14 protein-coding genes are annotated in these 13,984 nt (G+C 63.8%); 6 read left to right on the top strand and 8 right to left on the bottom strand.

Going from position 1 to position 13,984, the window contains the following annotated elements; all coding sequences use genetic code 11:
* Positions 1–63: 63 nt before the first annotated feature.
* From HU767_RS27765 to HU767_RS27740, 6 genes are all read right to left on the bottom strand, one after another.
* The gene (locus HU767_RS27765) at positions 64–729 is read right to left on the bottom strand and encodes a response regulator transcription factor (protein ID WP_186731030.1); all 666 of its coding nucleotides are present in this window, start codon (positions 727–729) and stop codon (positions 64–66) included.
* A gap of 59 nt (positions 730–788) precedes the next feature.
* Positions 789–1,322 carry a PQQ-dependent catabolism-associated CXXCW motif protein gene (locus HU767_RS27760; RefSeq protein WP_186731029.1) on the bottom strand — a complete coding sequence of 178 codons (534 nt, stop codon included), beginning with the start codon at positions 1,320–1,322 and terminating at the stop codon, positions 789–791.
* Between the two features lie 267 nt (positions 1,323–1,589).
* Positions 1,590–2,381 carry an ABC transporter permease gene (locus tag HU767_RS27755; RefSeq protein WP_186731028.1) on the bottom strand — a complete coding sequence of 264 codons (792 nt, stop codon included), beginning with the start codon at positions 2,379–2,381 and terminating at the stop codon, positions 1,590–1,592.
* Positions 2,378–3,109, bottom strand: coding sequence for an ABC transporter ATP-binding protein (locus HU767_RS27750; protein ID WP_186731027.1), 732 nt, complete (start codon positions 3,107–3,109; stop codon positions 2,378–2,380). Before HU767_RS27750 ends, HU767_RS27755 begins: the two co-directional genes overlap by 4 nt.
* The gene (locus tag HU767_RS27745) at positions 3,106–4,110 is read right to left on the bottom strand and encodes a YVTN family beta-propeller repeat protein (RefSeq protein ID WP_238349533.1); all 1,005 of its coding nucleotides are present in this window, start codon (positions 4,108–4,110) and stop codon (positions 3,106–3,108) included. The genes HU767_RS27750 and HU767_RS27745 overlap by 4 nt, the downstream gene beginning before the upstream one ends.
* A 26-nt stretch (positions 4,111–4,136) precedes the next feature.
* The gene (locus HU767_RS27740; protein WP_186707609.1) at positions 4,137–5,303 is read right to left on the bottom strand and encodes an ABC transporter substrate-binding protein; all 1,167 of its coding nucleotides are present in this window, start codon (positions 5,301–5,303) and stop codon (positions 4,137–4,139) included.
* Positions 5,304–5,705: 402 nt separating this feature from the next.
* On the opposite strand from HU767_RS27740, the gene HU767_RS27735 reads away from it, so the two are divergent.
* Positions 5,706–6,959, top strand: coding sequence for a histidine kinase (locus HU767_RS27735; RefSeq protein WP_186731026.1), 1,254 nt, complete (start codon positions 5,706–5,708; stop codon positions 6,957–6,959).
* Positions 6,959–7,597, top strand: a complete 639-nt coding sequence (locus HU767_RS27730; RefSeq protein WP_186731025.1) for a response regulator transcription factor — start codon at positions 6,959–6,961, stop codon at positions 7,595–7,597. The genes HU767_RS27735 and HU767_RS27730 overlap by 1 nt, the downstream gene beginning before the upstream one ends.
* A 171-nt stretch (positions 7,598–7,768) precedes the next feature.
* On the opposite strand, the gene HU767_RS27725 is transcribed toward HU767_RS27730, so the two are convergent.
* A complete protein-coding gene (locus HU767_RS27725) occupies positions 7,769–8,413 on the bottom strand; it encodes a pentapeptide repeat-containing protein (protein ID WP_186731024.1) in 645 nt (214 codons plus the stop codon).
* Positions 8,414–8,543: 130 nt separating this feature from the next.
* A complete protein-coding gene (gene exaA / locus HU767_RS27720) occupies positions 8,544–10,409 on the bottom strand; it encodes a quinoprotein ethanol dehydrogenase (RefSeq protein WP_186731023.1) in 1,866 nt (621 codons plus the stop codon).
* Positions 10,410–10,822: 413 nt separating this feature from the next.
* On the opposite strand from exaA, the gene pedF reads away from it, so the two are divergent.
* Genes pedF through HU767_RS27700 form a run of 4 tightly spaced genes read left to right on the top strand, consistent with a single transcriptional unit; the run spans position 10,823 to position 13,886 of the window.
* Positions 10,823–11,284 carry a cytochrome c-550 PedF gene (gene pedF / locus HU767_RS27715; RefSeq protein WP_186707614.1) on the top strand — a complete coding sequence of 154 codons (462 nt, stop codon included), beginning with the start codon at positions 10,823–10,825 and terminating at the stop codon, positions 11,282–11,284.
* 5 nt (positions 11,285–11,289) lie between these two features.
* Complete coding sequence (locus HU767_RS27710) at positions 11,290–12,165, top strand: transporter substrate-binding domain-containing protein (RefSeq protein WP_186731022.1); 876 nt, start codon at positions 11,290–11,292, stop codon at positions 12,163–12,165.
* A 10-nt stretch (positions 12,166–12,175) separates the two neighbouring features.
* The gene (locus HU767_RS27705; protein ID WP_186707616.1) at positions 12,176–12,931 is read left to right on the top strand and encodes a quinoprotein dehydrogenase-associated SoxYZ-like carrier; all 756 of its coding nucleotides are present in this window, start codon (positions 12,176–12,178) and stop codon (positions 12,929–12,931) included.
* A 16-nt stretch (positions 12,932–12,947) separates the two neighbouring features.
* A complete protein-coding gene (locus HU767_RS27700; RefSeq protein ID WP_186731021.1) occupies positions 12,948–13,886 on the top strand; it encodes a quinoprotein relay system zinc metallohydrolase 1 in 939 nt (312 codons plus the stop codon).
* Positions 13,887–13,984 lie beyond the last annotated feature (98 nt).

Genomic DNA, 13,984 nt, shown 5'->3' with positions numbered 1-13,984 from the left:
CCCAGCGGGAGCAAGCTCCCTCGCCACGGGGGGTGTACACCTGTCCCTATAGTGTTCAGTTGATCAACGCCGCAAATAAGCCCCGAAATCAATATCCCCGGCACTGAGGATCGCCTGCACCCGGTTGTGCACATTGAGCTTGCGCAGGATCGCCGAGACGTGGGCCTTGACCGTGGTTTCGGCGATGTCCAGGGTGTAGGCAATCTGCTTGTTCGACTCGCCCTTGGTCATGCGTTCGAGCACCAGCAGTTGCTTGCGAGTCAGGGCCTGGAGCAGCTCCGGTGGGAATGCCGGGGTTTCGTTCAGGCGGCGGCCCGTCGGGCTTTTTTGCGTGCGGATGATGTCGGGCGGCAGGTACACGTTGCCGTTGAGGATCTGTTCGATGGCGTCGGTCATTTGCGAGCGTGGCGAGGATTTGGTGATGAAACCCACCGCGCCATAGGTGATCGCCTGCAACACCACTTGCTTGTCCTGCTCGGCAGAAACAATTACCACGGGGATCGTTGGTGCTTCGTTGCGCAGGTTGATCAGGCCATTGAGCCCATGCATGCCGGGCATGTTCAGGTCCAGCAGGATCAGGTCCAGGTCGTCGTGCTCGGCGGTCAACGCCAGGGCACTGTCAAGGTCGGCGGTCTCCATGACCTCGCTGCCAGGAAAACCGTCGCTGATGACGTTGTGGATGGCTTCGCGAAACAGTGGGTGATCGTCGGCTATCAGGATCTTATACATGGCCATTCACCTCGTTATTGTCGTGTGGGGCAGGGCAGTTGCACGCATTTCTTGCACGTTCAGGGAAAGGGTTCGGGCCGGGCCGCTTGCAGGGGCAGGTTCGCCGCCTCCCAGGCGTCCAGGCCATCGCGGTACCAATACAAATGCTTATAGCCCATGGCAGCGGCGCGTTTTACCGCGTTCCAGCTCAGCCAGCAATCCGAGCGGCAATAAAAGACCAGCGGTCGCTCCAGCCGCCCGCCGGTGGCCGTGCGCAGGTGATGGCTGAAGTAGTCCTGCCAGGTCGGGTCGAGATCGCCATCCCCGGTATTGGCCAGCCACAGGCTGCCGGGGAGGTTGGCATGGGGTTCGTTGTCGATGAAGTGTCCCTGGACCCATGGACGACGGTAGACGTCGATCAGCAGCGGGGGCTGGGCTTGATCGAGCAGGCGTTGCAGGGTTTGGGTGTCGAGGGTCTGGGCGCCGTCGACGGTGGCGGGCGTCGGGCTGCGGTATTGGGCGATGCGATAGCCCTGGGCTGAAAACAGCGCGGTCTCGGCCTGCGCGATATTCAGCGCCAGGCCCAGCAGGAGGATCGCCAGCAAACGGGGCATAGGATTTATCCTTTTTGTTATGCGCCCATTACATGCCAGGGTCGAGGTCTTGTGAATGCGACCATGGACAGGGAAACCGGTACTAAAGTAGTAATTTCGGTCTTTAACACAAGTGTGATCCTGAAGTCATGCACGGTCTCTGTGGGAGCGAGCCTGCTCGCGATAGCGGTCCCCCAGTCACATTTTTACTTGCTGAAACCACCGCAATCGCGAGCAGGCTCGCTCCCACAGGGAGGTTCACCCACAGGGGGATTTGTGCGGAGCAGTTCAGCTGGCCTTGCGCAACGCCGCATGCTGCGGATTGAACGTCCACACCGCCAACAGCGCGAACACCAGGGTCAAGCCCACGCACACCGCCATCGCCAGCAGGTTGAACTGCTCATACAGCGCATAACGCACCAACTCCACGCCATGGGTGAACGGGCTGACCGCGCAGAGCCAGTACAGCCACGGGCTGGCTTCCTGCATTTTCCACAGCGGGTACAGCGCCGAGGACAGGAAGAACATCGGGAAGATCACGAAATTCATCACCCCGGCGAAGTTCTCCAGTTGCCGGATGGCATTGGACAACAACAGGCCCAGGGCACTGAGCATCAGCGCTACCAACAGCAGGGCCGGCAAGGCCAGCAGCAGGCCCATGGCCGGCGGTTGGATGCCGTACAGCCAGGCGATGGCGAGAAAGGCATAGACCTGCAACAGCGAGATCAGCGACGTCGCCAGCAACTTGCTCGCCAGCAGGAACGCCCGGGGGAGGGGACTGGTGAGCAGCACGCGCATGCTGCCCATTTCCCGATCGTAGACCATCGACAGCGAGCCCTGCATGCCGTTGAACAACAGGATCATGCAGGCCAGCCCCGGCACGATGTACACCTCATAGGGGATGTAAGTGTCATAGGGCGCAATGATGGCGATGCCCAGTGCCGCGCGAAAGCCGGCGGCGAACACCAGCAGCCACAGCAGTGGCCGGACCAGGGCGCTGAGCAGCCGGGTGCGTTGCAGCACGAAGCGCAGCCATTCGCGCATGACGATGCCGCTGAAACAGTGCCAATACGCGCTCATGGCCGGGCTCCCGAAGCGGTCAAATGGGTGAAGGCCGAACCGAGGGTGCCGCCGTGTTCCTGGCTCACCGCATCGGCCTGGCCGCTGGCGACCAGGCGGCCCTGGTGCACGATCAACAGGTCATCGCTGGGCTGCACTTCGTCCAGCAGGTGAGTGGTCCAGAGCACGCTGATACCTTGCTCGCGGCACAGTTGCCGGATGTGCAGGCCGAGGGCGAGGCGGCTGGCCGGATCGAGGCCGACGCTGGGTTCGTCCAGCAGCAACAAGCGCGGTTCGTGGAGCAGGGCCCGGGCGATTTCCACCCGGCGCCGGTGGCCGCCGTTGAGGTCGCGCACCCGTTCATGGCGCCGCTCGATCAGGTGCTGGCGAGTCAGTTCGGCGTCGAGGCGGACGCTGCCCTGGCGTCGGGAAAAACCATGCAGCGCCAGGTGGTAGCGCAGGTTCTGTTCGATGCTCAGGTCCAGGTCCAGGGTACTTTGTTGGAACACCACACCCAACTGGCGCAAGGCCGGATGCGGAGATTTTTGCAGAGAATGACCGCCGATGCGGATCTCGCCACGTTGCAGATCGTACAGGCGGGTGAGCAGGGCGATCAGCGTCGACTTACCAGCACCGTTGGGTCCCAGCAGCGCGGCGAAACGTCCAGCGGGCAGGCGGAAACTCATCTGCTTGAGGGCTTCCCGTGCGCCATAGGCGAAGCTCAGGTCGCTGACCTCCAGGGCGTTCATGGCGTCACCACCACACCCCATGGATAGCGCCCGACTTTCACCGACTTCAGGACTTTGCGGCGCTCTACATCGATTACCGAGACATCGCCGCTCACGCCATTGGTCGCCAGCAGTTGCTTCTGGTCTGGGGTGAACGCCAGTTGCCAGACCCGCCGGCCCACCAACAGGTAGTCCAGCACTTCGAAGGTCTTGGCGTCGATCACCGCCACATGGTTGGCCGGGCCCAGGGCGACGAACGCCAGCGTGCCGTCGGCACTGAGCTTGATGCCCACCGGCTGGACCTTGTCCGGGTGCACGCCTTTGATCTGGAAGGTCAAGGTCTTGAGTACCTGGCGCGTGGCGACGTCGAGGATGGTCAAGGTTCCACCGATCTCTGCCGAGGCCCAGAGCTGCGTGCCGTCGCGATTGAACTCGACGAAACGCGGGCGCTGGTCCACCAGGGTGTTGTCGGCCAGGGTCTGGGTGCTGGTGTCGATCCAGTGCAGCATGTTCGTGGTTTCACTGGTGTTGACCGCCCACTTGCCGTCGGGGCTGACAGCCATGCCTTCGGGCTCGACCCCCACGCCGATCTGGCCCAGGACTTCGGAGGTCTGGGTGTCGATCACCGTGACCAGGGCATCGTCTTCGTTGGACACGTAGAGCCAGCGGTCGTTGGGGTGCAGGGCGAACTGCTCCGGGTCCTTGCCGGACGGCAGTTCCTTGATGATCTTGCGGGTGGCGACGTCCATCACCTGGACCCGGTCCGAGTCGCTGGCGCAGATGTACAGCAGGCGATTGTCATGGGACAGCAGCAGGCCCCGGGGACGCTGGCCTACCGGCAGGGTGTCGATGACTTCCAGGCGCTGCAGGTCGATCAGGCTCAGGCTGTTGTCTTTTTCGTTGGAGACCCAGGCGATGCTGGCGGCGGCGGGGCCGGCGGCGAGCAACGCAGCGCCCAGGGCGAGGGCTTTGCATAGCCGTGTCGTGCGGAGCTGGGCCGGGTAAATCAAGGCGCGGTGCATGGCGGTTTCCTTATTGTTGTTATCGATCAGGGGTAACGGCAGCTCACTTCGGGCTGGTCGTAGCCCAGGCTGTCCATTTCATTGGAAGGGTGCAGGAAGCCGTCCTGGGGCGATGTGCTGACCAGGGCCCGGGGCTGGACCAGGGGAATCGGCTGGCGCAGTTGGCCGTTCCACGGCCGGTAGCTGAGCTTGCGACCCTTGAAACCGTCCAGCGGCAATTGGTCGCTGAGGGCCAGTTGGCGGATGGCGAACGGGTCGTCCTGGCGCAGTTTGCTCACGGCGGCGGCGATGCTGCGCACGGCGATCCAGGCGGCGAAGTCGCGGTCGTTCATCCAGCGCCCGGCCAGGGCTTCGAAGCGTTTTTGCAACTGCGCCGCGCCGTAGGTTTCCACGGTCTTGTGCCAGCCGGTGGGCGTCAGCCCTTGGGTGCCGGCCACCGGGCGCGGGTACCAGGTCTGGTAGGGCAGGTATTCACCGAAGTCGCCGCGTTCGTCGGCCACCAGCACCACGTCGTACTCGGCGGTCTGGGTGAACAGCGGCATGTCGGCCTGGGCGCTGCGGCGCTGGTCGTTGTCGAACTGCCAGGCCTTCTCGGCGACGGTCTTCATGCCGAAGCGTTTCATGGCCCGGCGCAATGCGGCGGCGTACGCCTGGTCCTCGGGCATCTGGCCGACGACCAGCAAGGCCCGCTGCCATTTGCGCACGACGCTGAACTGCACGAGGGCATCGGCGAGCATGGCGCGGTCGGGCAGGCTGTGCAGCACGTTGCCCAGGCAGTCGGTGGTGCGCAGGCTGTCGTCGGGGCTGCCAGCATTGAACAGCAGGCTGTCGGGCAGGGCGGCGCTGAGATCGCGCAGGCTGCTGGCCGGTGCGTTGACCACGAACAACCGCAGGCCCTGGTCGTGTTGGGTTCGGGCGGCTTGGAGCAGGGCTTCGGGCGTGTCGACGCTGGCGCTTTCCAGGCGGTAGTCGTGCTTGAGGAAGCGTCCGGTGCTGTTGCTGTCGACGATCGCCAGCTCAGCGCCGCGCAAGCCGGCATCGGCCGGTTCGGCGATGACATTGGAGAGCAGCGGGCCCGGGTCGGGGCGATAACCCAGGTAGCCGATACGCACTTGCAACGGCGCGGCATCGCCGGCGTGAGCGGTTGTCGCTGCCAGCAGAAAAACCAGGGCGTAACTGACGAGCCGGCGCATGACGTCCTCCATTGCGGGTAGCGCCAGCATAGGAAGGCCACGGCCAAGGGGAAATATGCAGAAAGTACCGCCGGGGCAGTACCAAGGTAGTAACTCACCTTGGCGGCCGGGGTTTTAGGATGCAAGACAATCGTCATTGACCAGGAGTGGACAGACCATGCGGATTCTCAAAGCGCTGCTGCTGCCGTTCCTGTTGATCCTGAGTTTGGTCGGGGTGGATCGGTTGCCTGAACCCTATAAACACCCACAGCCCCCTGTGGGAGCGGGCTTGCTCGCGAAGGGGGCCGTACTGTCGACACCTATGCTAACTGATCCACCGCTTTCGCGAGCAAGCCCGCTCCCACAAGGGATCTGTGGCGTGCATATGAGGTGTGAGTTCATTCCGGAAATGGGCCACTGAACATGTCAGCCCTCTGGCGAATCAACCTCTGGGTTTGCACCTTCTTTGCCCTGGTCACCCTGGCCTGTGCTGTCTTGCTGCTGCACCAGGCCACGGCCGATGTGAAACGCGAATTGCAATCGGCCGAGTCGGTGGTGCATTACCTGCGCGAAACCGCCGAGCGCGACCCGGCCAGTCTCCAGCCACGGTTGACCGGCAGTCTGCGTCATGTGCGGGTCCGTTGGTTGGTTCCCGGCGAGTTGTTCCCGGCGGATGAGGAAGGGGTGAAGGCCTGGCTCGGCCGCCGGCTGCTGGACGACGGCCCGGCGGCCCAGGTGGTGGATTTGCCTGACGGTCGACGGGCGTGGATTGCCGTCGATCCACGGGATGAAATCGACGAAATCCTCGATTCATTGGTGCAATTGTTGTACGTCTGCGCCTTGGCGCTGTTGCTCAGCCTGTTGGTCATCCGCTGGGCCGTACGCCGTGGCATGCGTTTGCTCGACGAGCTACTGCAAGCGCTGCGTCAGGTGTCTGCGGGAAACCTGCAGGTGCGCCTGGGCACTGAAGGTGTGCCGGAGACGCAGCAACTGGCGGGGCATTTCAATCGCATGACCGCTGCCTTGGCCGAGGCCCAGGCCGATAACGCCCGGCTCACCCAGGCCTTGCTGGCGGTGCAGGAGCAGGAGCGCACCCGGCTGGCCCAGACCCTGCACGACGACCTGGGGCAATACGTGGCCGGTATTCGTGCCCGTGCCTGCCTGCTGCGGCTGGTGATGGATCAACCGCCGACGCTGGAACAGACCGTCAGCCAGCTTGAAGACCATTGCGAGCATTTGCAGCAGGGGTTCCGGGCGCTGGTGCATGACTTGTACCCGGTGGTGTTGCAGCACCTGCCGCTATGTGAAGCCATCGAGGTGTTGGCCGGGCGATGGCAGGCAACCCAGGGCATTGCCTGCCAGTTGCGGATCGATACAGCCCTGCCGCCCATGTCGGGGCCCGACAAGACCCATCTGTATCGGTTGTTGCAGGAAGCGTTGACCAACGTTGCCCGACATGCCGGTGCCACGCAGGTACGGATTCGCCTGCAACATCGCGCCGGACGCTTGCGCTTGCTGGTGCGCGACAACGGTCAGGGCGCGCCGCAACCACCGCGTGCGGGGGTGGGCCTGCACTCGATGGCCGAACGGGCACGCAGCCTTGGCGGTGAGTTGCGCGTCATCAGCCAGCCCGGTGCCGGTTGGGCGCTGGCCTTGAGTATTGCCTGGGAGGCGTGATGAACATTTTGTTGGTGGATGACCATGCAGTGGTGCGGCAGGGCTATGCCAGCTTGTTGCAGGTACTGATGCCGGACCTGCGGGTCCGCGAAGCAGCCACGGGTGAAGAGGCGCTGAGCCAGGTGCAGGAGCAGGTGCCTCATCTGGTGATCATGGACTTCGGCTTGCCCGGGATCAGTGGCTTGGAAACCACCCGGCGGCTGCGCCAGCGACTGCCGCAACTGCGGGTGTTGTTCTTCAGCATGCACGACGAACTGCCGCTGGTGCGCCAGGCGCTGGATGCGGGCGCGGCGGGCTACCTGACCAAGAACTCGGCGCCCCAGGTGCTGGTGGAGGCGGTGCGCCGGGTGCTGGCCGGGCATGCCTACATCGAGCAATCCCTGGCCACGCAACTGGCCTGCACCAGCTCGCGCCAGGATGTCGACCCGCGCCTGCAATGCATGACCCAACGGGAGCTGGAGATCTTCGTCATGCTCGCCAAGGGCACCCCGGCCCGGACCATCGCCGAGCAGCTGTGCATCAGCGCCAAGACCGTGTCCAACCACCTGACGCTGCTCAAGAGCAAGCTGCAGGTCAGTTCCCATGCCGAACTGGTGCATTTGGGTATCGATATGGGCGTGGTGCGGGTGGCCGGCTAATGTTTGATTTGAAATGCGATCACCTGTGGCGAGGGAGCTTGCTCCCGCTGGGGTGCGGAGCGCCCCCAAAACCCGGCACCTCGGTGTGTCAGGCTCATTGAGTTGACCCTATTGGGGGCTGCTTCGCACCCCAGCGGGAGCAAGCTCCCTCGCCACAGGGGCGCGACAGGCTCATCTATCCCAGGACGTTGGGCACCCGGTACAGCCCTGCATATTCGCATCCTGGAAATTCCCATAATGCTGGCGAGAACCGCTCAAGTTGGCCTGTTCCAGGTTGCTTTCGCCGAGCTTGGCTTCTTGCAGGTTGGCGTCGCGCAGGTTGGCGCCCTTGAGGTCGGCCTTGCTCAGCCAGGCCATTTCCAGGTCCGCGGCTTGCAGATTGGCCTCGTGCAGGCGGGCACCGGACAGGCGAGCGAATTGCAGGTAGGCCGCCGTCAGGTCGGCACGCTGGAATTGCGCGCCTTGGGCGAACAGGCCCCAACCCTGGATCGCCATGAGCGTGGCACCGCTGAAGTCCGCCAGGCGCAGGTTGCTTTGTTGCAGGCTGGCACGGGTCAGGTTGGCGCCTTGTAGCTGGGCTTTCTCAAGGTTGGCCAAGTCCAGCCGCGCGTGCCGCAGGTCGGCATCGCGCAGGTCGGCGCCGCTGAGGTTCATCTTGCGCAGGTCCTGATTCGCCAGTTGTGCGCCGCGCAGGTTGGCGCCGGGGCATTGGCTGGATTCGGCGATGATGCAGCCGTTGATGGCCAGTGGGGTGTCGGGGTCGTCGGCATGGGCAAAGGTGCCGATGAACAGAAGCAGCAGTGGCAATGATTTCATGGCAAGAACTCGGGCAAGTGTGGGAGCGGGCTTGCTCGCGAAGGCGTAGTGCCAGTCAATATCAATGCTGGTTGAACCACCGCTTTCGCGAGCAAGCCCGCTCCCACAGGGGATGGGGTACAGGTCAGGGTTATTTCTGCGCCGTCGCCTTATCCCAACTCGGGATCTTGAATACCCAGAACGACCCGCCCTGGGCCACGGGCTTGGTCAGTTCGGCCATGTCGCCGCCCCACAGCGGCACGGCGCCGCCGTAGCCGACGGTCACGCCGATGAACTGCTCGCCGTCCTGCTCCCAGGTGATGGGCGGGGAGACGATGCCGCTGCCGGTCTGGAATTTCCACAGTTCCTTGCCGGTCTTCGCGTCGAAGGCCTTGAAGAAGCCGTCGCCGGTGCCCGTGAACACCAGGTTGCCCTTGGTCGCCAGCACGCCGGCCCACAGCGGTAGCGGTTCCTTGTGTTCCCAGACCACTTTGCCGGTGGTGGGGTTCATCGCTCGCAGGCTGCCGACGTGATCGTCGTACATGCGCTTGATACGGAAGCCCATGCCCAGGTAGGCCGAACCTTTCTTGTAGTTCACTTCCTCGGTCCAGTACTCCTCTTTCCACTGGTTGCCGGGGACGTAGAACAGGCCGGTGTCCTGGCTGTAGGCCATGGGGTTCCAGTTCTTGCCACCGAGGAAGGGCGGCGAGACTTCCACTGGCTTGCCCTTGGTTTCACCAGGCAATGGCTTGGCCGGGCGCTGGCCGGGATTTTCCACCGGGCGGCCGGTCTTCAGGTCGATGTGGCTGGCCCAGGTGATGTTGTCGACGAAGGGGAACGCGTTCTGCAGCTTGCCGTTGTTGCGGTCCACCACGTAGAAGAAACCGTTGCGGTCGGCGTGGGCGGTGGCCTTGACCACCTTGCCGTCCTTGTCCTTGTAGTCGAACAGCACCAGCTCGTTGTTGCCGGAGAAATCCCAGGCGTCGTTGGGCGTGTGTTGGTAGAACCACTTCACCTCGCCGGTGCTTGGGTCGACGCCGACCTGGCCGGAGGTGTAGAGGCTGTCGTAATCATGGGGGTTGCCGTCCTTGGACGTGCGCGCCCAGGTGTTCCATGGGCCGGGGTTGCCCGCGCCGACGATGATGGTGTTGGTCTCGGGATCGAAACTGGCGCTCTGCCAAGGTGCGCCGCCGCCATGGCTCCAGGCCTCGACCTTGCCGGTCTCGGTGGTCTTGTCGTCGGGCCAGGAGGGCGCCTTGACGTCGCCGGTCGGCGTGCTGTCCTTGCCGTTGAGGCGGCCCATGTGGCCCTCGACGAACGGGCGCATCCAGACTTCCTCACCCGTGTCCGGGTCGCGGGCGAACAATTGCCCGACCACACCGAACTCGTCCCCGGAACTGCCGTGGATCAGCAGGACCTTGCCACTGGTCTTGTCCTTGATCAGCACCGGGGCGCCGGTCATGGTGTAGCCGCCGGCGTGATCGCCGAACTTCTTGTTCCACACCACCTTGCCGGTGTTTTTATCCAAGGCGACCACGCGGGCGTCCAGGGTGCCGAAATAGATCTTGTCGTCATAAATGGCCGCGCCGCGATTGACCACGTCGCAGCACGGGCGAATGTTGTCCGGCAGCCGGTGGTTGTAGGTCCACAGGCGCTTGCCGGTCTTGGCGTCGAGGGCGAACACCCGCGAGTACGAACCGGTGACGTACACCACGCCGTCGCTGACGATGGCCTGGGATTCCTGGCCGCGCTGCTTCTCGTCGCCGAATGAGTAGGACCAGGCCGGGGTCAGCTTGAACACGTTCTTGTCGTTGACCTGGGCCAGCGGGCTCCAGCGCTGGGCGTTGGTGCCCATGCCGTATTGCAACACGTCCTGGGTGGTCAGGTGGTCGTTGGCGATGTCTTCCCAACTGACCCCTGGCGCTGCGGCGCTGGCCAAGGGGCTCAGCGACAGACTGCCGGCCAGCAGCAAGGCAACCGTCAGGGAGGAGAGGGCGGGTAGCGTTTTTATTCTCATGGTGGCAGTTCCCAGTGAAAGGTTTTGGCCTGGTTAGTGGCCTGTGTGGCTAATTCGTGCACTCAACTTCGGCGCCAGAACTTGCCAGTCTGCGTTGCCATTCCTCGCCGTAGCGGGCTACGACTCGTCATGGCGCCTTGCCTGGCAAGCCCTGGCACTCGAATTTGAGTACTCGAATTAACCGTACAGGCCACTAGGTTGGGTCGTGCCGGGGTCTGCCGATACGGAAAAAGTCCCGCCTTTGCCGGGAAGATTTCCCAAACCGCCTGTCTTTGCGACTTGCGTCGGATGGCCTGCTACCAAGGAACTAGACCCCGGCCACCAAAGCAGCATTCGGCTGGCGGCACAGGGTTCCTAAGATGACGGCACGGCCTCTGCCAAGAGGTCTTGCGTGCAATCCAGAGGGCATAACAATGACAACAAAACGCAACGCCATCATCGCTACCGCATTATGGATGGGGCTGACCGGCGCAGGCTCCGCATGGGCCCATGGCAACGTAGTGCCCCAAGCAGTGGAAACCAAGGGACTGACCCCGATCAAGGACACCAACCTGCCGCTGGACGCCGATGGGTGGGCTGCCCAGAACCCGTATCGCAATGCTCCCGAGCGTGAAAAAGCCGTGGAGATCGGCGCCTCGGCCTACAACCAGAACTGCGCGGCCTGCCATGGCCTGGAGGCCAAGTCTGGCGGGATCGCCCCGGACCTGCGCATGCTCGACGCCGCCGAAGCCGGCGATGAATGGTTCGTCGAACGCGTGCGCCACGGTGCGGTGCGCGACGGCCGGGTCTACATGCCGAAAATGGCCGACTACCTGAGCCAGGAAGCGCTATGGGCGGTGCGCACCTACCTCGACAGCGTGCACGTCGAGGAGTGATCGCCATGCGCCTGTTCGCGTGGGTGATGTGCAGCGTGCTGCTGTGTGGCCAGGCGGTGCAGGCGCAGGTGCGCAGCTACGATCAGATGATCGCCGCCGGGGAGTTGAAGGTGGCGGTCTACAAGGATTTCGCGCCCTACAGTTTTGAAGATCAGGGCCAGCCCCGGGGTGTCGATGTTGAATTGGCGCAAGCCTTGGCCAAGGCCATGGGCGTGCGTCTGAAACTGATGTGGGCACCGCCCGGCGAGAAGCTCGACGACGATCTGCGCGATTACATCTGGCGCAGCAGCCCGCTGCACGACCGGCAACTGGCCGACTTGATGATGCGGGTGCCATACGATCATGACTACGTGCAAAGGCGCAACGACATCGGGGAACTGGAAAACGCCCAGGTGGTGATGTTCGGTCCCTATCAGCAGGAATGCTGGCAGGTGGCGTATGACCGTCGCCGGCTGGAGTCGGTGGGCAGTGTCGCCGTGTTCCAGCAACACCCCGTCGGGGTGGAGGTCGACAGTGTGCCGTCGTTCTACCTGACCTCGGTGTTCAACGGCATGCTCAGCGCCAAGACTCGCCATTACCCCAGCGTCGCCAAGGCCTTCGGGGCCATGCAGGCCGGAGAGGTCGACGCCGTCATGGCCATGCGCGGGGAAGTTGACTGGCAGGTGAATAAGGCGGCCGATCGGCAGTTGGCGCTGGCGGAGAACGCCTATCCGAACATGGGCAAGCAACGCTGGGAAATCGGCATGGCGGTGCACGAAAGCAACCGTCAGTTGGCCTACGCGGTGGAAGAGGCGCTGGAAGGCTTGATCCGCGACGGCAGCCTCAAGGCGATGTATGCCCGCTATGGCCTGCGCTACGACGTACCCGAAATGTACCAATAGGAGCGCAGGGATGAACTGGCGAGCGTATGGCCTGCTGTTAGGGTGCCTGCCGTGGCTGGCGATGGCGGTCGAGCCGGGGAAGGATCCGGTGCCGTCGGTGATGTGGGCCTTTTATCACAAGCAGTTGCTGGGGGAGGCGCCGTTCGTGTTCGACGACCGAGTGCGGCTGCTGGCGCCACCGTTTGCCGAAGATGCGCGCCAGGTGCCACTGGAAATCGATGCCCGGGCCTTTGCCGGCGACGTCGTACGGGTGCTGGCCTGGGCCGAGCTGAACCCCTTGCCGAAAATCGTCGACTTCCAACCCGGGGAGCGGGTGCTGCCTTGGCTGTCGGTCCGTATTCGCATCGAGCAAGCCACGCCGTTGCGCGCCGCCGTGCAGACCCGCGATGGCCTGTGGCACGTCGGTTCGACCCTGATCGATGCAGCCGGTGGCGGCTGCACTGCCCCCAGCGTGGTGCGCACCCAGCCGGGCTGGGAGGAACACTTGGGCGAGGTACTGGGCGGCCGTTATCCGCGAGGGGATTCGAGTCGCCTGCGCCTGCAAGTCAACCATCCAATGGACAACGGCCTGGTGAGCGGCATCCCGGAGTTTTTCCTCAACCAGGCGCAACTGCTGGACGCCGACGGTCAGGTGTTGGCGCGCCTGGAGCTGTTCCCGGCGGTCAGCGAAAACCCCAACCTGGGCTTCGATATCCAAGGCCCGGGACAGACCCGCCTGGTGCTGCGCGACAACAGCGGCAACGCGTTCGAGGCGGCCATTCCCTGACCAGAAGGAGCGCGCCATGCGCTGGCTGTTACTGCTCTGTCTTGGCCTGTGCCTGCCGGCATGGTCCGCCACCGATTATTCACTCAAGCCCCGGCAGATCGCCGCAGGCACCTGGCTGCTGGAAGGCAGCACCGAGAATTTTGCCAAGGCCAACGGCGGCAACATCGTCAATACGGCGTTCATCGTCACCGAGGCCGGCGTGGTGGTGATCGACACCGGGCCGTCGAAACGCTACGGCGAGGCGCTGCGCCAGGCCATTGCCGCGACCACCGACAAGCCGGTCAGCCAGGTCTTGCTGACCCATCATCACCCTGACCACGTATTGGGCAACCAGGCGTTCAGCGACGTGCCTATCGGTGCCTTGGCGGGCACCACCGACCTGCTGCGACAACAGGGTGATGCGCTGGCGGAGAACATGTACCGGCTGGTGGGCGACTGGATGCGCGGCACCGAGGTGGTACTGCCAACCCAAGTGCTGGCGGCAGAGACGCTGACGGTGGGCGATCATTCGTTGCGTCTGCTGGCATTGGCCGGGCACACCGGCGCGGACCTGGCGATCCTGGATGAAACCACTGGCGTGTTGTTTGCCGGCGACCTGGTGTTTTACGAACGGGCCTTGACCACCCCCAACAGCCCCGGTCTGGAAGTCTGGCTCCAGGACCTGGACACCTTGCAGGCCTTGCCCTGGAAGCAGATCGTGCCCGGCCATGGCCCGGTCGCGAGCGACGCCGGGCCCTTTGTGCAGATGCGCGACTACCTGGGCTGGCTCGACCAACTGATGCGCGACGGCGCGGCGCGGGGCGACGACATGGCCGAGATGATCCGCAGCCCTATTCCCGAGCGCTTTGCGGGGATCAGCTTGACTCGGTACGAGTTGATTCGCAGTGTCAGTCATCTTTATCCGCGTTATGAGCGGGCGGGGATGAAGCGGGTGGATACCCACGACCCTGACTGAACACATACCCCTGTGGCGAGGGAGCTTGCTCCCGCTGGGCTGCGCAGCAGCCCCCTGTCGGTCAACCTGGCTATCAATGTTGACTGGGCTATTTTTGG

Origin of the sequence: Pseudomonas sp. SWRI179 (assembly GCF_014268705.1) — a bacterium.
GTDB classification, from domain to species: Bacteria; Pseudomonadota; Gammaproteobacteria; order Pseudomonadales; family Pseudomonadaceae; genus Aquipseudomonas; species Aquipseudomonas zanjanensis.
This window is presented reverse-complemented; position numbering and strand designations above follow the sequence as displayed.